Annotated in this window: 23 protein-coding genes and 2 pseudogenes; 11 read left to right on the forward strand and 14 right to left on the reverse strand. The window is 66.1% G+C overall.

The window, feature by feature from the left end; translation table 11 throughout:
* Positions 1-14 precede the first annotated feature (14 nt).
* The gene (locus ACPUER_RS21970; RefSeq protein ID WP_425132094.1) at positions 15-1,382 is read left to right on the forward strand and encodes an MFS transporter; all 1,368 of its coding nucleotides are present in this window, start codon (positions 15-17) and stop codon (positions 1,380-1,382) included.
* A 192-nt stretch (positions 1,383-1,574) separates the two neighbouring features.
* Here ACPUER_RS21970 and ACPUER_RS21975 read toward each other — a convergent pair whose 3' ends face one another.
* A complete protein-coding gene (locus tag ACPUER_RS21975) occupies positions 1,575-2,222 on the reverse strand; it encodes a TetR/AcrR family transcriptional regulator (RefSeq protein WP_425132095.1) in 648 nt (215 codons plus the stop codon).
* 358 nt (positions 2,223-2,580) lie between these two features.
* On the opposite strand from ACPUER_RS21975, the gene ACPUER_RS21980 reads away from it, so the two are divergent.
* Positions 2,581-3,381 carry a Crp/Fnr family transcriptional regulator gene (locus ACPUER_RS21980; RefSeq protein ID WP_175961722.1) on the forward strand — a complete coding sequence of 267 codons (801 nt, stop codon included), beginning with the start codon at positions 2,581-2,583 and terminating at the stop codon, positions 3,379-3,381.
* A 64-nt stretch (positions 3,382-3,445) separates the two neighbouring features.
* Here ACPUER_RS21980 and ACPUER_RS21985 read toward each other — a convergent pair whose 3' ends face one another.
* The 9 genes from ACPUER_RS21985 to ACPUER_RS22025 form a co-directional block, all read right to left on the reverse strand.
* Positions 3,446-3,844, reverse strand: a complete 399-nt coding sequence (locus ACPUER_RS21985; RefSeq protein ID WP_425132096.1) for a RidA family protein — start codon at positions 3,842-3,844, stop codon at positions 3,446-3,448.
* A gap of 72 nt (positions 3,845-3,916) precedes the next feature.
* Positions 3,917-4,693 (reverse strand): benzoate diol dehydrogenase BenD, encoded by a 777-nt coding sequence (gene benD / locus ACPUER_RS21990; RefSeq protein ID WP_425132097.1) that lies wholly within the window; start codon positions 4,691-4,693, stop codon positions 3,917-3,919.
* Positions 4,690-5,712, reverse strand: a complete 1,023-nt coding sequence (gene benC / locus ACPUER_RS21995) for a benzoate 1,2-dioxygenase electron transfer component BenC (protein WP_425132098.1) — start codon at positions 5,710-5,712, stop codon at positions 4,690-4,692. Before benC ends, benD begins: the two co-directional genes overlap by 4 nt.
* A 39-nt stretch (positions 5,713-5,751) precedes the next feature.
* Positions 5,752-6,240 (reverse strand): benzoate 1,2-dioxygenase small subunit, encoded by a 489-nt coding sequence (benB, locus tag ACPUER_RS22000; protein WP_105391530.1) that lies wholly within the window; start codon positions 6,238-6,240, stop codon positions 5,752-5,754.
* Entirely contained in the window at positions 6,237-7,595 is a 1,359-nt protein-coding gene (locus ACPUER_RS22005; protein ID WP_175961726.1) for a Rieske 2Fe-2S domain-containing protein, read from the reverse strand. The genes benB and ACPUER_RS22005 overlap by 4 nt, the downstream gene beginning before the upstream one ends.
* Positions 7,596-7,709: 114 nt before the next feature.
* On the reverse strand, positions 7,710-8,645 hold the full coding sequence (gene catA / locus ACPUER_RS22010) for a catechol 1,2-dioxygenase (RefSeq protein WP_310133888.1): 936 nt from the start codon (positions 8,643-8,645) through the stop codon (positions 7,710-7,712).
* A gap of 51 nt (positions 8,646-8,696) precedes the next feature.
* A complete protein-coding gene (locus ACPUER_RS22015; protein ID WP_425132099.1) occupies positions 8,697-9,833 on the reverse strand; it encodes a muconate/chloromuconate family cycloisomerase in 1,137 nt (378 codons plus the stop codon).
* A gap of 367 nt (positions 9,834-10,200) precedes the next feature.
* Positions 10,201-10,689 (reverse strand): hypothetical protein, encoded by a 489-nt coding sequence (locus tag ACPUER_RS22020; protein ID WP_425132100.1) that lies wholly within the window; start codon positions 10,687-10,689, stop codon positions 10,201-10,203.
* A 120-nt stretch (positions 10,690-10,809) separates the two neighbouring features.
* A complete protein-coding gene (locus tag ACPUER_RS22025) occupies positions 10,810-12,801 on the reverse strand; it encodes an alpha-galactosidase (protein WP_425132101.1) in 1,992 nt (663 codons plus the stop codon).
* 34 nt (positions 12,802-12,835) lie between these two features.
* Between ACPUER_RS22025 and ACPUER_RS22030 the strand changes: the two genes are divergently transcribed.
* The gene (locus ACPUER_RS22030) at positions 12,836-13,030 is read left to right on the forward strand and encodes a hypothetical protein (protein WP_425132102.1); all 195 of its coding nucleotides are present in this window, start codon (positions 12,836-12,838) and stop codon (positions 13,028-13,030) included.
* A gap of 284 nt (positions 13,031-13,314) precedes the next feature.
* Here ACPUER_RS22030 and ACPUER_RS22035 read toward each other — a convergent pair whose 3' ends face one another.
* On the reverse strand, positions 13,315-14,217 hold the full coding sequence (locus ACPUER_RS22035; protein WP_425132110.1) for a LysR substrate-binding domain-containing protein: 903 nt from the start codon (positions 14,215-14,217) through the stop codon (positions 13,315-13,317).
* Positions 14,218-14,375: 158 nt separating this feature from the next.
* On the opposite strand from ACPUER_RS22035, the gene ACPUER_RS22040 reads away from it, so the two are divergent.
* The gene (locus ACPUER_RS22040) at positions 14,376-15,152 is read left to right on the forward strand and encodes an SDR family NAD(P)-dependent oxidoreductase (protein ID WP_175961732.1); all 777 of its coding nucleotides are present in this window, start codon (positions 14,376-14,378) and stop codon (positions 15,150-15,152) included.
* A gap of 140 nt (positions 15,153-15,292) precedes the next feature.
* Here ACPUER_RS22040 and ACPUER_RS22045 read toward each other — a convergent pair whose 3' ends face one another.
* Positions 15,293-16,504 carry a sugar transporter gene (locus tag ACPUER_RS22045; RefSeq protein ID WP_425132103.1) on the reverse strand — a complete coding sequence of 404 codons (1,212 nt, stop codon included), beginning with the start codon at positions 16,502-16,504 and terminating at the stop codon, positions 15,293-15,295.
* Positions 16,505-16,716: 212 nt separating this feature from the next.
* Here ACPUER_RS22045 and ACPUER_RS22050 point away from each other — a divergent pair, with 212 nt between their 5' ends.
* Positions 16,717-17,391 (forward strand): HAD family hydrolase, encoded by a 675-nt coding sequence (locus ACPUER_RS22050; RefSeq protein ID WP_072437872.1) that lies wholly within the window; start codon positions 16,717-16,719, stop codon positions 17,389-17,391.
* Between the two features lie 51 nt (positions 17,392-17,442).
* On the opposite strand, the gene ACPUER_RS22055 is transcribed toward ACPUER_RS22050, so the two are convergent.
* Both ACPUER_RS22055 and ACPUER_RS22060 read right to left on the reverse strand, forming a co-directional pair.
* The gene (locus tag ACPUER_RS22055) at positions 17,443-17,589 is read right to left on the reverse strand and encodes a hypothetical protein (RefSeq protein WP_425132104.1); all 147 of its coding nucleotides are present in this window, start codon (positions 17,587-17,589) and stop codon (positions 17,443-17,445) included.
* Positions 17,586-17,828, reverse strand: coding sequence for a DUF6566 family protein (locus ACPUER_RS22060; protein ID WP_034184441.1), 243 nt, complete (start codon positions 17,826-17,828; stop codon positions 17,586-17,588). Before ACPUER_RS22060 ends, ACPUER_RS22055 begins: the two co-directional genes overlap by 4 nt.
* A gap of 268 nt (positions 17,829-18,096) precedes the next feature.
* Here ACPUER_RS22060 and ACPUER_RS22065 point away from each other — a divergent pair.
* The 6 genes and pseudogenes from ACPUER_RS22065 to ACPUER_RS22090 form a co-directional block, all read left to right on the forward strand.
* Positions 18,097-18,380: pseudogene (locus ACPUER_RS22065) on the forward strand (MgtC/SapB family protein); the annotation flags it as partial.
* The gene (locus ACPUER_RS22070; protein WP_310133873.1) at positions 18,377-18,712 is read left to right on the forward strand and encodes a hypothetical protein; all 336 of its coding nucleotides are present in this window, start codon (positions 18,377-18,379) and stop codon (positions 18,710-18,712) included. The pseudogene ACPUER_RS22065 and the gene ACPUER_RS22070, both read left to right, overlap by 4 nt.
* A complete protein-coding gene (locus ACPUER_RS22075) occupies positions 18,709-20,937 on the forward strand; it encodes a VTT domain-containing protein (protein ID WP_425132105.1) in 2,229 nt (742 codons plus the stop codon). Before ACPUER_RS22070 ends, ACPUER_RS22075 begins: the two co-directional genes overlap by 4 nt.
* A complete protein-coding gene (locus tag ACPUER_RS22080) occupies positions 20,928-21,722 on the forward strand; it encodes an endonuclease/exonuclease/phosphatase family protein (RefSeq protein WP_175961737.1) in 795 nt (264 codons plus the stop codon). The genes ACPUER_RS22075 and ACPUER_RS22080 overlap by 10 nt, the downstream gene beginning before the upstream one ends.
* Positions 21,723-21,751: 29 nt before the next feature.
* Complete coding sequence (locus ACPUER_RS22085) at positions 21,752-22,240, forward strand: phage protein NinX family protein (protein ID WP_425132106.1); 489 nt, start codon at positions 21,752-21,754, stop codon at positions 22,238-22,240.
* Positions 22,241-22,391: 151 nt separating this feature from the next.
* Positions 22,392-22,958 (forward strand): annotated as a pseudogene (locus tag ACPUER_RS22090) (DUF3416 domain-containing protein); the annotation flags it as partial.

Genomic DNA, 22,958 nt, shown 5'->3' on the forward strand with positions numbered 1-22,958 from the left:
AAATGGAGGAGACAATGAGTAACGACATCGATGTTCAGAAGATTGTTCAGGGCGCAAGGCTCTCCCGGTTTCACGGCGTAATTCTGTTCTGGTGTGTGCTGATCCTGGTGCTCGACGGCTACGACCTCGCCGTCGTCGGCGCAGCGCTGCCGTCGATCATGAAGGATATGGGCGTCAACGCCGCAAAGGCCGGCTTCATGGCGAGCTCGGCACTGTTCGGCATGATGTTTGGCGCCATTTACCTCGGAACACTGGCTGACAAGATCGGTCGTCCGATTTCGATCTGTGCATGCATCGGGTTATTCAGCGTCTTTACCGCTGCAGCCGGTCTCACACACGATCCCGTGTCCTTTAGCATCACCCGGTTTCTGGCCGGCCTGGGAATCGGCGGCGTCCTTCCGATCGTAACCGCGCAGATGGGCGAGTTCGCACCACGTGCCATCCGGGCGCGCCTCGTGACGATCGTGTTTGGCGGCTACTCGATCGGCGGGATTCTCGTCGCGCTGACCGGCAAGCAGATGATCGAATCCTATGGCTGGCAATCGGTCTTCTTCATCGCCGGGACACCGGTATTGCTTATCCCGTTCATCCTGATGACGATGCCCGATTCTCTCGCTTTCCTGGTCCGGAAAAATCGCACCGAGAAGATCGCAAGGATGATTCGGAAGATTGCACCGAATGTCCGGCTTCACCCCGGCGATCGGTTCGTCATACCGCAACAGGCAATGGGCAGCACGCCCGTGGCGGGCCTGTTCCGCGATGGCCGCGGATTCAGCACGGTCATGATCTGGATCGCGTTCTTCATGGGCCTCTTCATGGTGTACGCGCTGAGTTCCTGGCTGACGAAACTCATGGCAATGTCGGGCTACAGCCTGGGGTCGGCATTGACGTTCGTACTCGTCTTCAACGTCGGTGCCGTCATCGGCGCAGTCGGCGGAGGGTGGCTTGGCGACAAGTACAACATCAAGTATGTGCTGGTTGCGTTCTATGCTGCGGGCGCCGTCTCGCTGGCGTTGATGGGGTATGCCAGGTCCACCGAACTGCTGTTCCTGATCGTGTTCGTGGTGGGCGGCTCGACGCTCGGAACCCAACTCCTGGCCTACGCGTATGCCGGGGAGTTTTACCCTGCGGTGATCAGATCGACGGGCGTCGGGTTCGCGTCGGGCGTCGGTCGCCTTGGCGCGATTGCCGCGCCCGTGCTGATCGGCATGTTGGTCACAATGCGCCTGCCCCTCGAACAGAATTTTCTGGCAATCGCTTTTGCGGGCGTACTTGGCACCATCGCGGTCACGATGATCGACCATCGCCGCAGCGCGGCATCTCTGCGCGATGCGGACATGGCTCCGACGCGCCTCGATGCCACATCGTCCGCCAGCAGCTAGACGGTTCATTTCCAGGCCGGGGCCCGGTCGATGCAGATCGGTAACGGCGCATCGATACCTGGTGATCAGGGTTCGCGTTCACGCGCTGAAGCTGCAAGATCGCCAGCGAAGAGGACGCTGCGCCGGCATTCGAAGCCGCAATCGCATTGGGCCCGGCGAACCGTGCCTGCCGCGTCCCCGCAGACGATGTCGCTACCGCGCGACCGTTACCGGCAGTACCTGCGAGCCGGAAACTCCACGCAAGCAAAACGTGATGATAGCCGTCACGTGGGCGCTCATCTGCTCTGCATCGGGCGCGGCGCTGCTGGTTAACGGGACGACCAGTCCCTCGAAAAGACACCCGACAATGCAGTCCGCCGAAGCCATCGCATCTTGTGCCGGGAACTCTCCATCCGCCATCCCCTGCTCGATGATGGTCTTGAATACCCTCGCCAACGCCCTGTGATAGGTCAGGCGCATTGCCTCGACATCGGGCTCGACAGGTTCGGCAACCAGCGAATAGGCCAGGCGCCGCCCTCGCAACGCGCGGCTGGCGAAAGTCCAGACCGCGGCGCCTAGCCGCTCTGCGGCTGTGCCGTCGCGCATGGCGATGCCCGCGACAACATCGACTTCACGCTGCGCCGTCGTCCTGACCACCTCGACCATCAGGTCCGTCTTCGATGCGAAATAGCGGTACAGCGTGCCGATCGCTATCCCGGCGGCTTCCGCGATCGCACACATCTGCGCGTCGCGAAACCCCACTTCGGCAACCAGATCGCGAGCAGCTTTCACGATCAACGGATGCTTGTCGGCCCCTCTGCGGCGAACGCGAACACGCGCCGGACTACCTAGAATTTCCATTTCATTTACCGTCACATCTGAAGCGCACGCTGGAATCCCGTCGTTCTTCCATGCACGACCATGATCACTGACGTCGAATCGTCTGACCGTTGAGCCCTTGTACGTCGCGAATGATACGCCTATGCGAAACATCGAGCATGGGTTTGCAATGTGCCGGTACAAACACCTATCGCCCGCTTCTTGACAGCCAGTATGCCGGAATCTACTCTTAAGCGAACTTGAATTCTATTTAACGGATCGATCGACACCTCCAGATTTTCCGGACGGCACACGGACCTTCGCACCACGTGATCCGTGGCGCAAAGAGCCCTCACGCAACGGCACGCTACTGTTCCGAACGATGAATCAACTTTGTGGCATGCAAACCATCAAGGCAAAGCGGGAAGCTGCGCCTCCGGCCACGGAGATAACCCGGCCCTGCAACCCGGAAGATCTCGGCGTCCGAAAACATGACGAAGGTCCCGGTAAATCCGAAGGCCTTGCCGTCGACGACTTTCTCGCCCGCTGCTCCTGGTACGGCAATCTGACCGAGGGCCAAAGGGAGATAGTCAAGCGCGATTGCTTCGACAGGTCTTACAGTCCCGGTGCAATTGCTTGCCACCGGGGCGACGCCGTGGACCATTGGCTCGGTGTGATCGAAGGAATAGTCAAAGTCGATACCGCGTCGAAAAAAGGACGTGTCGTAACGTTCGCAGGTATCCCGGCAGGCTCGTGGTTCGGGGAAGGCAGCGTGTTGAAGGAAGAACCTCGCGCCTACTCCGTCACCGCGGTCCGGGACAGCCGGCTGGCCTTCATGCCTCGTTCGACATTTCTTTGGCTCCTGGAGAACAGCCACACGTTCAGCCGCTATGTGATCGACCAGCTCAACGCCCGATGCGGCTACTACATCGGTCTGGTTCAAAACTTGCGGATACACGAAGCGCCCGCCCGCGTGGCGTTTTGCCTGACCGAGCTGTTCAACCGGCAGTTGTATCCTGCTACGGCGATGACGCTGGGCTTCTCGCAGGAAGAGATCGGCAGGCTGTCGGGGCTCTCCCGCCAGAACGCCAATCGCGCGCTTCGCACGTTGGCCGATGCAGGCCTGATCCTCGCCGAATACGGGGCGGTGCACATCCTGGATCTTGAAGGCCTGAGGGAATTCGCGCATTCGGAGGATTGAACCCGTACGCAATCGACGCCAGCGGCATACGCCGGATTCCTGACAAGTTGAGCACCATCGGCGATCACCGTTGCAGCACCGCCACCGCCTTGATCTCGACGATATAACCGGGCGCGCCGCCCAGCATGTGCGCGCCGACCGCCGTCCACGCCGGCTTCGGATGCGCATCGATGTAACGGTCGCGAACCTGCATGAACAGCGGCAGGTCGCGCATGTCGGTATGGAACGTCGTCAGGTCGACCACATCGTTGAACGATGCGCCGGCGGCTTCCAGCACGAGCTTCAGGTTCTCGAACGCCTGCACGATCTGCGCTTCGCGGCCTTCGACCAGCTGCATCGCCGCGTCGCGGCCGATCTGGCCGGACACGTAAAGCGTATCGCCGACCTGCAGGCCCGGCGCGTAGCCGATTTTTTCGTACACCGCTTCCATTCCCGCCGGAACGATGGCTTTGCGATCACGCATGAATGTCTCCGTGGCCGGCGTCTTGGCGCCGGCCGGTTGATTGTCGATGAATAAAGGCAAGCGGCGCACCGCTCAGCCCGTATCGCCGCCCGCGACCGGCAGCACCGTGCCGGTGATGTAGCTCGCTTCGTCGGATGCCAGGAACAGGATCGGCGCGATCTGCTCGTCGAGGCTACCGTAGCGCTTGAAGAACGTCGAATCGGTCACCTGCCGCACGGCTTCGCTCATCCACGCCTGTTCCTGCTCGCTGTCGCCGGCCGCATTGCGCGGCACGCGGCGCGGCGGCGCGCTGGTGCCGCCCGGCGCAGTCGCGACGACGCGGATGTTGTGCTCCGCGTATTCCATCGCGAGCGCCTGCGTCAGCGCATTGACGCCGCCTTTCGCCGCCGAATACGGCACGCGGCGAATCCCGCGCGTCGCGTTCGACGAGATGTTGACGATCGTGCCGCCGCCGCGCGCAAGCAGGTGCGGCAGCACCGCGTGGCACGTGTAGAGCGTCGGCATCAGCGAGCGGCGGATCTCCGCGTCGATCTGCGCCGGCTCGAATTCGGCGAACGGGCGCATCCGAATCGCGCCGCCGACGCCGTTGATCAGGATGTCGATGCCGCCGAACGTCTGCACCGCACACGCGATTGCCGCGTGCGCGCCTTCGTAGGTTTCGAGATCCGCGACGAATCCGGCCGTCTCGCCGCCCGTCGCTTCGGCCGCCACCTCGGCGACGAAATCCGCGCGATCGACGAACAGCACCTTGCCGCCTTCGGCCGCCGCGCGCAGCGCGACGCCGCGGCCGATGCCCTGCGCCGCGCCGGTAACGACGACGACCTTGCCCGAGAATCGTTGCATGATCATGCCGCCTTTGCCGTGACGTTGGGGGTGAACTTCTCGTAGTGGAAGCTGTTCGGCTTCACGCCTTCGTCGTCGAAGTACGTGCGCACCGCGTCGACCATCGGCGGCGGCCCGCACAGATAGACGTCGACGTCGCCGTCGTTCAGCGCATCGGCCGGAATGTGCTGCGTGACCCAGCCCTTGCGCGGATGGCTCGACCCGGCGTCCGCGACGACGGTCGCGAAGCTGAAGTTCGGCAGTTTCGCCGCATACGCTTCGATCGCGTCGACCAGCACGAGATCGAGATCGCGCGTCACGCCGTAGATCAGGTGCACCTTCTGCTGCGAACCAGTACGCGCCAGCACCTCGAGCATCGACAGGAACGGCGCGAGGCCCGTGCCGCCCGCGAGGAACAGCAGTGGCCGCTGCACGTCGCGCAGGTAGAAGCTGCCGAGCGGCCCGTGCAGCTCCAGCCTGTCGCCCGGCCGCGCCGATTCGAGCCACGTGCTCATCACGCCGCCGGGAATCTTCTTGATCAGGAAGCTGACCTTCGCATCGGCCGGCGCCGACGAGAACGAATAGGAACGGTGCTGGCCGCTCGCGGGCACGTCGATGTTCACGTACTGGCCCGGCAGGAACACGGGCGCGGCCGCGCCGACGTCGAGTTCGAGCACGACGGCCGCATCGTTGTGCTGCTCGACCTTGGTCACCGTCGCGGCGAACCCGCTATGGCCGGTCTTGCATGCGACCGACGACGTCGGCACCGCGATCACGCAATCGCTTTGCGGCACCATCTGGCAGGTCAGCACGAGGCCGCCGTCCTTTTCGTCTTCGGTGAGCGCGTCGTCGATGTAGTCGTCGCCGAGGTCGTAGCTGCCGCTTTCGGCGCGGCACTTGCAGGTGCCGCACACGCCGTCTGAACAGTCCATCGGCAGGTTGATCTTCGCGCGGAAGGCCGCGTCGAGAACCTTCTCGCCGGCCTTGCAGTCGATGAAGCGGGTCACCCCGTCCTCGAAATTCAGTGCAATCTTGTAGCTGGACATGGCATCACCTCCACTTCCCTTCATGACAAAACAACGGCGTCAGACGTGATAGACGTCGAGCACCTGCCGGATGTAGTCGTTCTTCAGCACGATCTTCTTGTACGAGATCAACCACGCGTCGCCCGCCTTGCGCAACGTGACGAACATCGTGCCGAAGAAGTGATCGGTCACGCGGTAACGATGGTTCAGCGTATGAAAGTTGTAGCGCACGTCGACCTCGTCGCCGCGTTCGGCCAGCACCTCGACGTTCGTCACGTTGTGGCTGGTACGCGGCTCGGGCGTCGACGCGCCGCTGCGCTCGGTCTTGATCCGGAACACGCGATCCTCGAGGCCGCCGCGATCCGGGTAGTACATCAGCGAGATCTGGCTCTGGTGGTCGTCGGTCGGCCGATCGTCGTCGTCCCACGCGGGCATCCAGTACGTGACGTCTTCCGCGTAGCAGGTCAGCCACTCGTCCCACTGGCGATCGTCGAGCAGGCGCGCTTCGCGATACAACGCTGCGCAGATAGTCCGGTAATCGAAGTTCATGCCGCCACCTCCCCGCGTTCCTTCTTCAGCGCATCGCGCATCACCTGCACCCAGTGTTCGTGCTGGCACACGAACAGCCCTTCGTCCTCGCTGCGCTCGCCGGAAATACGCGGGTTCAGCCCCATCTTCCTCGCGTTCTCGTCCGGGCCGTCGACCCACAGCGGCGCGCCGCGCGACAGGTCGTTCCACATCGCCGTGATGCCCGCGTAGCCTGCCTGGCATGCGCGGAACTCCTCGAGATCGTCGGCGGTACCCATGCCCGTCACGTTGAAGAAATCCTCGTACTGACGAATGCGGAGCGTGCGGTCGGCTTCGCTCTCGCCCTTCGGCGCGAAACAGAAGATCGTGACTTCGGTCTTGTCGACGCCGAGCGGCCGCACGACGCGAATCTGCGTGCTGAACTGGTCCATCAGGAACACGTTCGGATACACGCACAGGTTGCGCGTCTGGTTGACGATGAAATCGGCCTGCACGTCGCCGACGCGCGCCTTGATCTCTTCACGGTGCTGGTACACGGGCCGCACTTCCGGGTTCATCGTTTTCGTCCACAGCAGGATGTGGCCGTTGTCGAAGCCGTACACGCCCGCGACCGACTTGCTCCAGCTGTTCGCGTCGACGGCCTTGGTGCCGTCTTCCTTGCGGCGGCCCATGGTCGCCGCGTAGTTCCAGTGCACGGTGCTGACGTGGTAGCCGTCGCAACCGTTCTCCATCTGCATCTTCCAGTTGCCTTCGTAGATGTAGGACGAGTTGCCGCGCAGCACTTCGATCCCGTTCGGCGCCTGGTCGACGATCTGGTCGATGATCACGCGCGTTTCGCCGAGGTAGTCCTCGAGCGGCAGCACGTCGGCGCTGAGGCTGCCGAACAGGAAGCCGCGATAGTTCGCGAAGCGCGCGACCTTCTTCAGGTCGTGCGACCCGTTCGTGTTGAACTGCACCGGATACTCGGTCGTCTTCTCGTCCTTCACCTTCAGCAGCTTGCCGGTGTTCGAGAACGTCCAGCCGTGGAACGGGCACGTGAAGCTGCCCTTGTTGCCGTGCTTGCGGCGGCACAGCATCGCACCCTTGTGTGCGCACGCATTGATCACCGCGTGCAGCTCGCCGGCCTTGTCGCGCGTGACGACCACCGGCTGACGGCCGATCCACGTCGTGTAGTAGTCGTTGTTGTCCGGGATCTGGCTTTCGTGCGCCAGATACACCCAGTTGCTCTCGAAGATGTGCTTCATCTCGAGCTCGTACAGCTCGGCATTGGTGAAGATGTCGCGGCGGCAGCGGAATACGCCGGCCTCCTTGTCATCCTGCACGGCGGTGGCAAGCAGGTGATCCAGTTCGTTGGCTTGGTCGAGGGTGGCGGACATGTTGGCTCCTCCCATGCGCGTGCCGCGTCCTGCAACGCACGCTCGCATCGGTATCGGTTGAATCTCTCGGGGACCCGGCCGGCGGCGGCGCATGCGCGCCGCGCCGGCGGGCGGTCAGGCCGTCGCGGCTGCGCGCAGGCGGTGGACGATCTGGTTGTCCTTGCCCTGTACCAGCGGCGTCAGCACGAAGTTGAACTCGATGTCCTGGTACGCATCGGCCTTCATGCCAAGTGCCGCGCCGCCGGTCTTGTCGACCACCGGCGGGATCAGTTCCTCGCGCGTCGCATACGCGAAGTCGTCCCAGATCAGCGGATCGCCGGCGATGTTGAACTGCGTCGTCAGCTTGCGGTGGTCGTGGCTGTCGACGAAGAAGTGCACGTGCGCCGGGCGGTTGCCGTGGCGGCCGAGGCCGTTCAGCAACTGCTGGGTCGCGCCCTGCGGCGGGCAGCCGTAGCCGACCGGCATCAGCGTGCGGAATTCGTACTTGCCGTCCGCGCCCGTCCTCACCGCGCCGCGCAGGTTGAATTCGGTCTGCGCGCCGGTCGGGTCGAAGTGCGAGTAGAAGCCCTTCGAGTTCGCGTGCCAGCATTCGACCACCGCGCCCGCTACCGGCTTGCCGTCGAGGCCGGTCACCGTGCCGTGGATCACGAGCGGGCCCGCGCCGTCGTCCGCGTCGAGGTCGATCTTCGATACGCCGTCGCGCACCGGCGCGCCCGCCACATACAGCGGCCCTTCGATCGTGCGCGGCGTGCCGCCGTCGAGGCCGACCGCCTTGTCCTCGGCGTCCATCCGGATGTCGAGATACTTCTCGAGGCCGAGGCCGGCCGCGAGCAGCGCTGCTTCGCCATCCTGACCAAGCTTGTTCAGATAGTTGACGCCGGCCCACACTTCGTCGGGTGTGATGTCGAGATCGTCGATCGCCTTGAACAGGTCGCCGAGCAGGCGCAGCACGATCTGCTGCGTGCGCGCGTTGCCGCCGTTCCCGCCGGCGTTCGACGCGGCCTTCAGCAGATCCTGCACTTCCCGGGTATCGAAAACTTTGACGCTCATGATGGTGTCTCCACGTGTATTTGGGGGAATGACGGCTTTGCGTGACTCGGGCTACCGCGCGACTTTCGTCAGCCCGTCGCGGGTGAAACGCCTGACCTTGTCCTCGTCGAGTTCGATGCCGAGACCGGGGCCGTCCGGCACGGTCAGTTCGAAATCGCTGTAATCCAGCGGCTGCGTCAGGATCTCTTCGGTGATCAGCAGCGGCCCGAACAGTTCGGTGCCCCACTGCAGGTTCGCGAAACTCGCGAACAGGTGCGCGGAAGCGACCGTGCCGAACGCGCCTTCGAGCATCGTGCCGCCGTACAGCTCGATGCCGGCCGCGTCCGCGATCGCGGCCACGCGTTGTGCCGCGAACAGCCCGCCGCTCTGCTCGATCTTGATCGCGAACACGTCCGCGCCGTGATGCTTCGCGATGTCGAATGCGCTGTCGGGGCCCTGCAGGATTTCATCGGCCATCAGCGCGACCGGGAAGCGGCGCATCAGGCGCGCGAGCGCCGCGGCCGACGCGACCGGCTGCTCGACCAGCTCGCAGCCGGCATCGGCCAGCGCCGGAATCGCGCGCGCGGCCTGCGTTTCGCTCCACGCCATGTTCACGTCGACGCGCACCGATGCGCGCTCGCCGACGGCCCGCTTGATCTCGGCCACGTGCCGGATATCCGCGTCCGGCGACTTTGCGCCGATCTTCAGCTTGAACACGTTGTGGCGGCGCAGGTCGAGCATCCGTTCGGCTTCGGCGATGTCGGTGGACGTGTCGCCCGAAGCGAGCGTCCATGCAACCGGCAGGCGGTCGCGCCGGCGCCCGCCGAGCAGTTCGCCGACCGACACGCCGAGCCGCTTGCCGTGCGCGTCGAGCAGTGCGGTTTCGAGCGCGCTCTTCGCGAAGTGGTTGACCTTCGCGAGCTTGCCGACGAACGCCATCAGCGTCTGGATGCGCGTCGCGTCCTTGCCGACGATCGCCGGTGCAAGATACGTGTCGATCGCGAGCTTCATCGTCTCGGGGCTTTCCGGGCCGTAGGCCATGCCGGCGATCGTGGTGCCTTCGCCGATGCCCGTCGCGCCGTCGCTGCAGAACACCTTCACGAGCATCAGCGTCTGCCCGTGCATCGTCGCGACCGACAGCTTGTGCGGGCGGATCGTCGGCAGGTCGACGAGACGGGTTTCGATGCGTTCGATGGTGACGGTGGACATGGGGCGCGCTGCTTGTGGGGAGTTCATGGGACGGATTTATACGCGCCGGGCAAATTCACCGTCCAATACTTTTAGTCGCGGATTTTTATACCTGACAGGTATTGAAATCCGGGAATATTCGCATTTTAGTGCGATGCACCATACCTTTTTTGGCTGATTATTGGTGCGCAGAGCCTTGCTGGAGCGGGATAAGGACGGATGCGGGAAGCGGCCGGTCGAGCGTTGCGCCGAAGGCGCTTGCAGGCGGATAACGACCGCGGAAATCAGCGGTCGTCACGGGAAGGTAAGGGTTTTCCTGATGGGAAAGCAGGCCGGGCGGCAGCGGCATGATCGGCCGCTGCTTCGTCCCGCCAGCGTGAATATCCGTTCAGCGGCCAGCCGCCGCGACCGACGCCTGCCATTGCGCGGCCACGCCGGCGTAATCCTTGACCTTGAAAGCCGAGCCGTCCTGGACATGGACCAAGCCAAGCGTCCGGTCGGCCAGCGGCTTGTCGTGCTCGTCCGTCGCGATCTTGACGATCGCATGCGCGCGAATATGCACGAGACCTTCCGGATAGTCGGACGACGGGTTCGCCAGCGTCACCGTCACGAACGGGCCGAGATCCTGCAGAAGTTGAGCGGCCGGCGGATGATCGGCCATCAGCAAACTGCCGCCCTTGACGCGGTCGTCCACGCGAATGGCCATGCTGTCCGGCCGCCGCTGCGCGGCGCTCGGCAGCGACATCCAGAGCACATGATCCGGGTTCATATAAACGACATCGGGATCGCCCATGGCGTCGCGCGTTTCAATCCGGGGTATCGGCATGAGGGTCTCCAGTCGATCGTTGGGCACTTGGCACAGGTGCGTCGGCCCCATGATGATGCCGCAATATGTCGGCTTTCCACGTGCCTTGCGACGCGGGCCGGCGAACCTCGTCAGGTCCGCACCCGGAGATGGCGCGACCGCCCGTGACCGGTTGGCCTCGCCACGCGCACGTTATTGCCTCGTCGGTGCGCCGATTCCGTCGATGTCGGGTGCCCAGCCCGTCGGGTTGGAGAACTTCAGCGTGTTGGCGCTGCCCTGTTTGAACGCGCCCGTCACCGTCAGCGTCGATACGCTCCCCCACCCGCCGGTCGACGGGAACGCCACGGAGATCGGCGCTGCACCGTCGAAACTGAGCTGCGCGTTCCGCGGTGTCGAATCGCCGTTCACGTACGCGATCGCGACGCTGTACGTGCCGTCCGCCGCAACCGAGATGCCGTTGATCGTCAGCGTCCCGTTGCTGGTGCCGTCACCGTTCCCGATATAGCCGACGTCCTGTCTGCCGGAACAAGCGCCGCATGACGACACGCGGGCCGCACCGCCGAGCGTGTTGCCGGTGGCCTCTGCCTCATAGGCCAGCGGCGGCGGCGGCGGCACCTTCACCGGCCCGGCCACCACGGCGATCGACGTGATCGCGGGCGACGCAGTCGTGCCGTCGAGGCTCGACAAGGTCAACGTGTTCTGCCCGGACTGCAGGTTGACGAAGGCCGTCACCGTGCCGATCGCACTGCCCGTGGGCGGAAACGCGAGCGTCGTTCCGTTGCCGCCGTTCGCACCAAGCTGCGCCTTGACGGTTTCCGTTCCGGTGTTCTGGTAGGCGATCTGAATGTAGCCGCCTGCCGTTTGCGAGGTCACGTTATTGAACGTCACCGCACCCAACCCGATGACCTTCTTCCCGCTTGCGCAGGCAGGGCAGTCCGAATACGAGGCGCCGCCCGTCAACGTGCCCGGCAGGTACGTCGTCGACGGAAGGTCCGTGCCGCCCAGCACCAGCATCACGGTGCCGCCGGCGGGCACGCTCGCGACCGTATAGGAACCGGTGGCCGTGCCGAGATTCTTGTGCGCCCAGATATCGCGGACGGTGGCCGAAGTACCCGCGGCGAAACCCAGTTGCTGCCACGTCACGGTCATGTCGCTTGCCGCCGTACCGTTGTTGAACAGCAGAACGGCGCGTTTCCCGGCACCGGCCAGCAGCTTCGCCCAGACCTGCCGCCCATTGGCATCCGCGACCTTCAATCCCTGCAGGCCCAGCATGTCCTGGTCGATCGCGATCAGTTCGGGATTGGTGAGCAGGCTCACCGTATCGCCCGAGAGTGTCTTCGACAGGTCGTTGCCGAGAATCATCGGCGCGCCGGCAACGGCCCACAGATTCACGTGTGCGAGGTCGTTCGCCGCCGTCATGCCCATGCCGGCCACCATCATGTCCGGATCGTTGTAGTAACCGGTATGCTGGCCTTCGGGATGATAGTTGCCGTTGAAGTTGCCCAGCACGGAGCCGAAGTTCGGGACACCGCTCCCCGGCCCGTAGATATCGCCCGTCGTCCGCCACGACGTTGCGATGCCGGCCGCCCAGTCCCACGGCCCGAGGCCGGCATCCGGATATCCGCTTTTGCCGAGCGTGCCCCAGTCGCACATGTTCAGCACCAGCAGTTTTCCGGTGGCGGCATAGGCTTTCTGAATCGCCTGCGATATCGCCGTATAGGCTTGCTGGGGATCGTATCCGGCCGCGCTGCCGCCACACCAGTCGACCTTGACGAAGTCGTAGCCCCATTGCGCGAACTGCAGGAAATCATGATCGTAGTGCGCGTAATCGCTGCCGACAAAATGCGTGCCGTTCGTGTTTCCGCAGCCCTGCGGACCCGAGTCGATATAGATGCCGGCCTTCAACCCCTTGCCATGAATGTAATCGGCCATCACCTTCATCCCGCCCGGCCATTGGTTGGTGGGATTGCCGTTCATGTCGACGTTGATGATGAAGTTGCCGTTCGCATCGCGCTTTCTGGAGGTCCACCAGCCTTCGTCGATATTCACATACTGGTACTTGTTGCCCGTCGCGAGGTTCGCATTCAGTGCGGCCAGCCCGTCGGCCTGGGCCTTGATCGTATTGAAGCTGACGTTCTCCTCGAGGCTGTTCCACGACGACCAGCCCATCGGTGGCGGATTCACCGCGATCTGCTGCATTGCCGTCGGCGACGTACCCGTGGTTCCGCCGCCTCCGGTCGTCGGCGTCGTTCCGGTGGTCGACGTCGCCCCAGTCACCGCCGTGCCCGTTGCCGACGACGAACCGACATCGTCGCCGCCACATGCGGACAATCCTATCGCCGCAGCAACGAAGCACATCGTCAATATTCCTAAATTATTTATGCCCTTCATCTCCGTCTCCCGGTTGTTGTGAATGGCGCGCGCGGCTCGCTTCGCACGCGTACGCAGATTAATGACGTTTCTTTCCCTGTTTCAATCTTTGCAGCATGCGGTCAAATACTGGGAGATGACGGGTTTTCGAATCGGGAATGTTTTATCGTTAATAATTCAAATAATTGACAGAAACAACCCAATCTTTGGAGATGCGCGCGACGAAACGAAAATAATCCGGATGGCTATGCAGGTTTATGGCGAAACCGGAGGTTCACCCCGCTTCGCCACGACTTGATTTATCGCCGGGAAACACGGCGCCACCGCCTACCCTCGCCACGTTGCCTGCGCCAGCTTCGCCACGAGTTCGTCGTACACCACCCTGATACGACGGGGCATCGGGCCACGCCGCGGCCGATAGACGTGCAACTTCCACGGTTCGGGTTCGAGGCTCGACAGCAACCGCACCAGGCGCCCCTTCTTGATGGTCGGTCGGACGAGATACTCCGAGCACTGGCCGAATCCCAGCCCTGCGCACACGGCCTCGATCTCAGCCTCGGCGTCGTCGGTCAGATAGGCCGGCGACGCAGGCTTGAATTGCTGCTCCCCGCGAAAAATCCACGGCCACGCCCGACCGCTCGCGCGGTCGATCAGGCACGTCACCGGCATCGATTCGAGTGCCTTGAGGTTTTTCGGCTCGCCCAGCCGTTTGATCAGCGACGGGGCGCCAACAACCCACATCGGCAACGGCCCGACCATTCGCGCGACAAAGCGGTTATCTCCGATCGCCCCGACCCGCACGCCGATATCGATCTGCTCGTCGACCACCGGCGAAGGCACATCCGACAGCCTCAGATCCGGCACGAGCCCCGGATACCGCTGCATGAGATCGGTCAGGATCGGCTGGACATAATGACGCCCCATGCCTGACGGGGCCGTGATCCTGACGACGCCGACCGGCTCGTCGACCTGAGCGTTCGCGGGCCCGAACAGCCCGTCGACGGCAGTAAGCGCCGCCTGCGCTTCAAGCGCAAACGACTGCCCGAAGGCGGTAATCCGGATACTGCGGGTCGTCCGATGGAACAGGGTTTCGCCCAGCATCTCCTCCAGTTCGCGCACCGCGCGCGTCACGACCTGCGGCGACACACCGAGCCGCGCGGCCGCCTCGCGGAACGTGGGCGCCGCGGCCGCCGCGGAAAAGATCTTCAGGATGTCGAGCCGGTTGAGCATGAGGAACCCTTTTGACGCTCGCGAAGAAGCGATTTTAATTCCCGAAACGGGAATTCTGAATGCGCCATTGTTCCATTTTTTTGCGACCGGCGAACGACCACAATGAGCGTCAGACGTCGTTTCGACGTGAATGGTCAACCACTCTGGGGAATCTCATCATGAACGCAAGCACATATCCGGCTCAACTCGAGGGCCGCATCGCACTGGTGACGGGTGCGAGTTCCGGCATTGGCCGCGCATCCGCGATCGAACTCGCGCGGCGCGGCGCGAAGGTCGTCGTTTCCGCACGGCGCAAGACCGAACTGGATCGACTGGTCGAGGAAATCACGGCCGCCGGCGGCGAAGCGAAGGCCTTCGCCGCGGACGTCGCGAATGAAGACGAGCTCCGCACGCTCTTCGATTTCACGGTATCGACCTACGGACGCCTCGACATCGCGTTCAACAATGCCGGCACGGAAGGCGTGTTCGCGCCGCTGCTCGAGCAGGATGCCGAACGGTTCGACATGGTGTTCGAACCGAACGTGCGCGGCGTGTTCAATTCGATGAAGTACGCGGCCGAAATCATGCTGCGTCAGGGCTCGGGCAGCATCATCAACAACGCGTCGATGGGCGGGCTCATCGGCTTCGAGAATGCGTCGGTCTATATCGCGAGCAAGCACGCGGTGATCGGGATGACGAAGACGGCTTCGATCGAGTGGTTCAAGCGAGGCGTCCGCGTCAACGCACTGTGCCCCGGGCTGATCGAAACGCCGTTCCATCATCGCGGCATCTGGCCGTCGGACGATGCACGGCAGGGCTTTGCCGCAGCGACACCGGCAGGACGGTGGGGGTCCGCCGAGGAAATGGCGACGATCGTCGCGTTCCTCGCATCGGACGATTCCAGCTATGTGTCGGGGCATGCGCTCGTGGCCGACGGCGGCTATTCGATTGCATGACACCTGAAGCGCGAACCTGAATTCCGTGGCGGCCCATCGTCGCGTAACCGGACCGACAGCGCGAAATGACTGCGCGCGGTCGGTTCGCGCATCCCGGTTCGCACGGGAAGCAAATGCATCGGGCCGCTGCCGCCTTCACTTCACTGCACGCCGGCGGTCGGTGTCGGCTCCGCCATCGCCCGCTTCGCGTGAAGACGCAACGCGAGCCACGCGATCCCGACCGCGAACGCGCCGACCACGCCGCCGAAGGTGCCGACCCACGGCAGCCCGAAGTCGCCCGCGATATGGTTGCCGAGCAGTGCGCCGGCACCGATGCCGACGTTGTACAGGCCCGAGAAGATCGACACGGCCAGGTCGGTCCCCTCCGGCGCCAGCTTCAGCACCCATGCCTGCATCGCGAGGCCGAAACAGACGATCGCCCCGCCCCAGACCAGCGTATGCACGGACAGCGTGACGATGTTTAGCGCGCACGGGAACAGGATCAGCAGGCATCCCGACAACGCAACGATCGACGCCAGCAGGAAATCGTCCGGCCGGTGCGGATAGACGCGATTGAAGCAGAGCGCGGCCGGCATGCCGGCGATGCCGAACAGGATCAGCACATACGTGATCCGGCTGCTGCTCGCGTGGTTCACGCTCTGGACGAAGGGCTCGATATACGTGTACGACGTGAAATGCGCGGACACGACGAGCACGGTGATCGCGTACAGCGCCACCAGCGCCGGCTTGCGCAGAAACACGCCGATGCTGCCGACGGATCCGGCGCCCTGGCTCGGGAGTTCCGGCAACGTCGCGCGCAGCAGCAGCAACGCGACGCCCGCCGCGCCCGCGATGATCAGGAACGTGACGCGCCAGCCGAACGCCTCGCCGATCACGCGCCCGAGCGGAATGCCGGCGACCATCGCGATCGACGTGCCCATCGCCAGCATGCCGAGCGCGCGGCTTTTCCGGTCGCTCGGCGCGAGCCGCACGGCGAGCGGGACGGAAATCGACCAGAACACCGCGTGCGCACACGCGATGCCCAGCCGGCCGACCATCAACACCGCGAAATTCCACGCGATACCGGTGACGATATGGCTGACGATGAACGCCACCAGCGCCCAGACCAGCAGCCTGCGGCGCTCGACATGGCGCGTGACCAGCGTCAGCGGCAGCGACACGACGGCGACGGCCCACGCATAGATCGTCAGCATCAGGCCGACGTCGGTCGGCTGCATGTGCAGGCTGTCGCCGATCGCGCTGAGCAGCGCGACGGGGACGAACTCGGTGGTATTGAAGATGAAGGCGGTGAGTGCCAGGGCCCATACGCCCCACCACGATTGACTGGAACTGACGGCGTCCGGTGTTGCCATACCTGGAATCGACGAGGGTTGGGGGTGCGTACGGCGCGGAAAAGTCCGGCCCCGCGCATCGCGCGATTGTACCAGCGGCGCCTGACTCGTCGCGGCACGGCGCGGCACGTTGGGGCCACGGGACATCGCCATGACATGGCCGCTCGCCGATAATGTGTCGGCAGGATTTTCATCGACGATTCGCTCGAACCCTATCGAGCCAGGAGATTCACATGCGCATTGAAACGTCTTTTCTGTTCGATCTCGACGGCACGCTCGTCGACAGCGTCTATCAGCACGTGCTCGCGTGGAAGGAAGCGCTCGATGCCGAGGGCATCGAACTGTCGGTGTGGCGCATCCACCGCAAGATCGGGATGAGCGGCGGCCTGTTCCTGAACCAGCTGCTGCGCGAGACGGCGGGCGACATCGACGCCGAGCGCGTCGAACGGCTCGCCCGGCTGCATGCGGCCGCGTACCAGCGGCTGCGCGCGCAGGTTCGGCCGCTGCCGGGCGCGCGCGAGCTGCTGGCCGCGCTGTCGAGCGCGGGCATCCGCTGGGCGATCGCCACCAGCGGGCGGATGGAAACGGCCGCCATCAATCTCGAGGCGCTCGGCGTCGATCCGGCAAGGAACGTCGTCGTCACGCGCGACCAGGTGAAATATGCGAAACCGGACCCCGACCTGTTCCTGACCGCGGCCGCGCAACTGAACGTGCCGATCGAACACACGGTGGTCGTCGGCGACAGCATCTGGGACATGCTCGCCGCCAGCCGCTGCCGCGCGCTCGGCGTCGGGCTGCTGTCGGGCGGCTACGGCAGCGACGAACTGGAACGCGCGGGCGCGCTGCGCGTGTACGACGATCCGGCGGATCTGCTGTGGCATCTGGATGAAATCGCCGCGCGGCCGTAGACAATCCGCCTCACCGGGGTCGCCTTCGCCGGATCGAAGCCCCCGCGCGCTTCACGCGGCCGGCACGGCGAACAGCATGCGGCCGGCCAGGTTCACGTCGATTTCGTAGCGGCTGCAGGCAAGGCCGCGCGTCGCGGCCGGGGCCGTACCGGCAGACGGCGCGGGTACGCGGATCGTGCGTCGATGCGCCCCGGTCAATCGTCGTCGACGCGCTTGTCGATCAGATAACGGCCGCGCTCGACGCCCGCGCGCAATGCTTCGTTCTCGGTCAGCCATTCGGGGCCGGCGGCCGCCGGCTCGACCAGCTCGATGCGCTCGCCGCCGACATACACCTGCACCTCGTCGCGCCATGCGCCGCTATCGTTGCGCCGCGCCCATACGAGGATCTCGTGGCCGCGATACGGGTCTCGAACCTGTGCATCCTGTTGATGTTGCACGATGGCCTCCTGTGCTTATCTGCGATAACGATGCAAAAAATACGCGCCGCCCGATCGCCGCGCGCGCCGGCCGCCCTGCTCGCACGCAGCGTGCCCGGCCGGCACGCGCCTTGCGCCCCCTTACGTCCCCTTGCGTCCCCATTGCGCGTCGAACCGCTACCGGTACGCGCCTGGGTGAAACGGAAGGAATGCACATCATGATCGGGCACCTCGAACGCGTCGGACGCCTGCTACCGGCCGCGCTACCCGGCACTCGTGATGCTCGCGGCTCGAATGCCGCCTCATCGCGCAGCGTCAACCGCGCACGCCGCGCTCGTCGTCGAGCATGGCGATCTCACGCTCGGCACGCTGCACGATACACCCTGCGCGGGACGCGTGCGCGTGAAGCGGTTCATCGTCCAGCAGTCGGACGACGATCCGGACACCGACGACATCCCGGCCCCGTTCTCGCGCACGAGCGGACCGGAATTTGCAACGCTCGGCAAGACGCTGCAAAACATCGCCGGCGTGCGGACCTGCCGCCCCGACACTTCGTCAAGGAGCTTCGTGTGACCCAGACCGACCTGCTCTCCTATCTCGTGACGAGCGAACTGGCCGCCCGCATGCGGTTCGGCGGATGGCTCACCATCAGCCAGCGCGTCGGTGCGCTGCGCGCGTGGCTCGCGTGCCATCACGCCGAATGCAGCTGGCACGACCGGATCAGGATCGCGAGCGCGGCCGCGACGATCGCGCAGGAGATCTACGAGATCGCGGTCGCGCACGGCCTTGAAAACGGCGAACGCGTGCGGCTCGACGCCCGTTCGCCGGAGCTGCAGGCGCTGCGCGCCCGCTGCGACGCGCTGCTGCAGCGCATCGACGGCGACCGGGACGTCGACGCACGATGATCGCGCCGGACCGCAGGAGCGTGCGGCTCGCCGCCATCGCAACGGCAGGCCCGGACGATGCAGCGGCCGCCGCGCTGCCGCCGGGCGACGCGTCGCGACACGGCCTGCTCGAACGCGGCCGCAACTGCGACGCGATTTGCCATGCGGACCGCTTCGCGACGCTCGTCGACGGCGATGCGTATTTCGCGACGCTGCGCGCCGCGCTGCTGCGGGCACGCCATACGGTATTCATCGTCGGCTGGGACGTCGACAGCCGGATGCGGCTTGCGCCGGGCGGCGCAGGCGATGGCGACGCCTTCCCCGACACGCTCGCTGCGTTCCTGCACGCGCTCGCCTCCGCGCGGCACAACCTGCGCATCTACGTGCTCGCGTGGGACTTCGCGATGATCTACGCGCTGGAGCGCGACTGGCCGCCCGTGTATCGCGCCGGCTGGCGCGCGCATCGCGGTATCCGCTTTCGGCTCGACGACACGCATCCGCGCGGCGCATCGCATCATCAGAAACTCGTCGTGATCGACGACCGGCTCGCGTTCGTCGGCGGCCTCGACCTCACGCGCGCGCGCTGGGACACGCCCGCGCATGCGGCCGGCGACCCGCGCCGCCGCGACGAGCACGGGATGCCGTACGCGCCGTTCCACGACGTGCAGGCGATGTTCGACGGCGACGCGGCCGCCGCGATCGGCGAGCAGGCGCGCACGCGCTGGCTGCACGCGTGCGGGCGGCCGATCGCGATCCGCGCGCAGCGGCACCTCGAGCGGCCGGACGACGATCCGTGGCCGCCCGATGCGCGCGTCGACGTGCGCGACGTGCGGCTCGGCATCGCGTATACGGCGCCGCGCCACGGCGGCCGCGAGCCGGTGCTGCAAGTGCGCGCGCTCGTCGGCGACGCGATCCGCGCCGCGCGCCGGCACCTGTACGTCGAGAACCAGTATTTCACCGCGGCGGTCGTGCGCGAGACGCTGTCCGCGCGCCTCGCCGACGCGCACGGGCCGGACGTGACGGTCGTCGCGCCGCGCGTGCAGAGCGGCTGGCTGCAGGAAGCGACGATGGGCGTGCTGCGCGCGCGCCTGCACGCGACGCTCGCGGCGGCCGACCGCTTCGGCCGCTACCGGCTGCTGTATCCGCATGTCGACGGGCTCGGCGACGCGTGCGTGAACGTGCACAGCAAGCTTGCGATCGTCGACGACGAATGCCTCGTGATCGGCAGCGCGAACCTGAACAACCGCTCGATGCTGCTCGACACCGAATGCTGCATCGCGCTCGTCGCGGCCGGCGACGCGCGCATCCGCGCGGCGATCGCCGGCACGCGCGAGCGGCTGCTGGCCGAGCATCTCGGCATGACACCCGCCGCGGTTACCGCCGCATTCGCCTGCGCCGACCGGCCGAACGCCGTGCTCGACCGGCTGCGCGCGAAGCATGGCCGCACGCTGCGCACGCTCGATCCGGCCGTCGCACCGCAACTCGACGCGCTCGTGCCGGTCAGCACGCGGCTCGATCCCGAGCAGCCGATCGAACCCGACCGATTCGTCCGCGAATTCGTGCCGCGCGAACAGCATCGCTCGCTGAGCACGCGCTTCTTCGTGCTCGGCGCGATCGTGCTCGCCATCACCGCGTTGGCGCTCATGTGGCGCTTCTCGCCGCTGGGCGCGCGGCTGAATATCGCTTCGCTGTCGCACGCGGCGGCCGGCATCGCGCAGTGGCCGGCCGCACCCGCGCTGCTGCTCGCCGGCTATGTGGTCGCGGCGACGTTCGCGGTGCCGATCACGCTGCTGATCGCCGCGACCGGGCTCGTGTTCGGCGCGTGGCCCGGTTTCGCGTATGCGGGCCTCGGCTCGATGGCGGCCGCCGCCACGACCTACGGGCTCGGCCGCTGGCTCGGGCGCGACGCGGTGCGCCGGCTGGCCGGCGCGCGCGCGAACCGGCTGAGCGAACGCATCGGCCGGCGCGGCGTGGTCGCGATGGCCGTGCTGCGGCTGCTGCCGATCGCGCCGTTCGCGGTCGTGAACCTTGTCGCCGGCGCGTCGCACATCGGCCTGCGCGACTTCCTGGTCGGAACCGCGATCGGGATGCTGCCCGGCATCGCGCTGACGGTTACGTTCGCGCATCAGTTGACCGCCGCGCTCAACCATCCGCGGCCGGGCGCGTTCGCGTGGCTCGCAGCGATCGGCATCGCGCTGGTCGGCGTGTCGGTGCTGCTCGTCAGGGTGCTGCGACGATGGCGCTGAGCCGGCACGCGGCGCCGCCGCCCGAAATCGTCACCGCCGACGGGCCGCCGGCCGCCGCGCCGGGCGGACGCGACCTGCGGATCGCGACCTACAACATCCGCGGCGGCTACGGCACGTGGCCGGCGCGCGCGGCCGACCGGATCGCGGCCGTGATCGACGAACTCGACGCGGACGTGATCGCGCTGCAGGAAGTGCCGCTCGGCGGCACGCGTGCGCCCGACGTGCTCGCGCATCTGCGCGACGCGACCGGCATGCACGCGGCGGCCGGCCCGACCATCGACACGCCGGAGCGCCGCTACGGCAACGCGGTGCTGTCGCGCTGCCCGATCCGCGCGGCGCGCACGCTCGACCTGTCGTTCCACCTGCGCGAGCCGCGCGGCGCGCTGGATGCCGACATCGACTGCGGCGCGGGCACGATCCGCGTGGTCGCGACCCATCTCGGCCTGTCGGCGAGCGAACGCAGCGCGCAGGTGCAACGGCTGCTCGCCGCATTCGACACCGGCGCGATGCCGGTGATCCTGCTCGGCGACATCAACGAATGGTTCGTGCGCGGCCGCGCGCTGCAGGCGCTCGTCACGCGGTTCCGGCGCGCGCCCGCGCCACGCACGTTCCCGACGCTGTATCCGGTGTTCTCGCTGGACCGGATCTGGATCCACCCGGGCGAACTGCTGATCGACGTGATCGTGCATCGCAGCATGCGCGCGCGGCACGCATCCGACCACTACCCGCTCGTCGCGCGGATGCGCGCGACGGCCGCCGCGACGGGAACGTCGATTGCGCGTTGAAAACCTTTTCGGTCCAGCGGAGCTTGCCCATGCGAACCGACGCACTCGGCGGAAAGGATCTCGACTACTGGTGCGCACGCGCGTTGTGCGCAGATGACGAAGACACGCTGCGTTTCACGTCCGTCGCGCCGGCGGTCGTCGTGACGGCCGCCTGCGACGCATTGAGGCGCCTCGACGCGCCGTTCGCGCCGTCGGCGTCGTGGGCCGACGCGGGCGCCGTGCTCGATCGCGTCGACGACCTGCGGATCGCACACCACGGCGACAGCGTCGAATGCGACGCGACCTTCATCGACGGCCCGTCCGCCTGCGGCGCGCGTGGCGCCAACGCACGCGTGGCGCTGCTGCGCGCATTCGTGCGCGCGCGCTTCGGCGACGAGGTCGACGCACCGCCGCCGTTCGCGCACCGGATCGAACACGGCGCCATGGCGCGCTACGACCCCGGCATGCCGCTTCCCGAAACGGACGACGATCGCGCCGCGGGCGACAGCACGGATATCCGCTCCATCCCGCACATGTAAGTGCAAGCGGCAGTACAGCGGTCATGTAAAAACGACAGCCCGCCGGCGCCGGCATCCCGCCTGACCATTGCCGCGCCGGACTCCGCGCGGCAGGCACACGCGTTGCGGCAACCCGGCGTTATCGACCGCCGCCGCCCGCACGCTCCGCGCCATGGACTCCACGCCGACCTTCGCTCCGCATATCTATTTCTGCGACGCCCGCCTCGTCGGGCCGCTCGACGCGTGGGGGCAGACCTGCGCGCATATCGCGGGAATGGGCTTCGATCACGTGCTGGTCGGCGCGTTCTGGGCCGCGAGCGTCGCCGGCTTCCCGCGCCACGTGGCCGATTTCCATCGCCCGGCCCACACGTTCGCGACGCGCGCGAGCGCGCTCGAAACGTTCTCGCGGCTCGCGCAGCTCGCGCACGGCCACGGGCTGCGCATGCTGCTCGAAGTCGTGCCGGACCGCATCGCGCGCGAGAACCCGCTGCGCGCCGCGCATCCGGACTGGTACGTCGAGCGCACGCACGACGATGCGCTGATCGACCCGCGCGGCACCGCGCACGCGCTGGATGTCGTGCACGCGAACCTCGGCGACGATGCGGCGCGCGACGCGCTGTCCGCGTGGTGGTGCGCGCACCTCGCCGCCTTTGCGGACGCGGGCGCGGCCGGCTTCCTGGTCGACGCGCCGCATCATCTGCCGGCGGACTGGTGGCCCGGCTGGCGCGCGGCGCTGCGC

It is taken from the genome of Burkholderia sp. DN3021 (genome assembly GCF_049805555.1).
Taxonomy (GTDB): Bacteria; Pseudomonadota; Gammaproteobacteria; order Burkholderiales; family Burkholderiaceae; genus Burkholderia; species Burkholderia pyrrocinia_C.

Bases quoted from the DNA above. Each gene is read 5' to 3' on its own strand.
- ACPUER_RS22045 (WP_425132103.1), bottom strand. From the start codon at position 16,504: ATGGCAACACCGGACGCCGTCAGTTCCAGTCAATCGTGGTGGGGCGTA.
- ACPUER_RS21975 (WP_425132095.1), bottom strand. From the start codon at position 2,222: ATGGAAATTCTAGGTAGTCCGGCGCGTGTTCGCGTTCGCCGCAGAGGG.
- benB (WP_105391530.1), bottom strand. From the start codon at position 6,240: ATGAACTTCGATTACCGGACTATCTGCGCAGCGTTGTATCGCGAAGCG.
- ACPUER_RS21970 (WP_425132094.1), top strand. From the start codon at position 15: ATGAGTAACGACATCGATGTTCAGAAGATTGTTCAGGGCGCAAGGCTC.
- ACPUER_RS21985 (WP_425132096.1), bottom strand. From the start codon at position 3,844: ATGCGTGATCGCAAAGCCATCGTTCCGGCGGGAATGGAAGCGGTGTAC.
- catA (WP_310133888.1), bottom strand. From the start codon at position 8,645: ATGAGCGTCAAAGTTTTCGATACCCGGGAAGTGCAGGATCTGCTGAAG.
- ACPUER_RS22085 (WP_425132106.1), top strand. From the start codon at position 21,752: ATGCGAACCGACGCACTCGGCGGAAAGGATCTCGACTACTGGTGCGCA.
- ACPUER_RS22075 (WP_425132105.1), top strand. From the start codon at position 18,709: ATGATCGCGCCGGACCGCAGGAGCGTGCGGCTCGCCGCCATCGCAACG.
- ACPUER_RS22050 (WP_072437872.1), top strand. From the start codon at position 16,717: ATGCGCATTGAAACGTCTTTTCTGTTCGATCTCGACGGCACGCTCGTC.
- ACPUER_RS22020 (WP_425132100.1), bottom strand. From the start codon at position 10,689: ATGGGGCCGACGCACCTGTGCCAAGTGCCCAACGATCGACTGGAGACC.
- benC (WP_425132098.1), bottom strand. From the start codon at position 5,712: ATGTCCAGCTACAAGATTGCACTGAATTTCGAGGACGGGGTGACCCGC.
- benD (WP_425132097.1), bottom strand. From the start codon at position 4,693: ATGATCATGCAACGATTCTCGGGCAAGGTCGTCGTCGTTACCGGCGCG.
- ACPUER_RS21980 (WP_175961722.1), top strand. From the start codon at position 2,581: ATGCAAACCATCAAGGCAAAGCGGGAAGCTGCGCCTCCGGCCACGGAG.
- ACPUER_RS22035 (WP_425132110.1), bottom strand. From the start codon at position 14,217: ATGCTCAACCGGCTCGACATCCTGAAGATCTTTTCCGCGGCGGCCGCG.
- ACPUER_RS22080 (WP_175961737.1), top strand. From the start codon at position 20,928: ATGGCGCTGAGCCGGCACGCGGCGCCGCCGCCCGAAATCGTCACCGCC.
- ACPUER_RS22015 (WP_425132099.1), bottom strand. From the start codon at position 9,833: ATGTCCACCGTCACCATCGAACGCATCGAAACCCGTCTCGTCGACCTG.
- ACPUER_RS22040 (WP_175961732.1), top strand. From the start codon at position 14,376: ATGAACGCAAGCACATATCCGGCTCAACTCGAGGGCCGCATCGCACTG.
- ACPUER_RS22005 (WP_175961726.1), bottom strand. From the start codon at position 7,595: ATGTCCGCCACCCTCGACCAAGCCAACGAACTGGATCACCTGCTTGCC.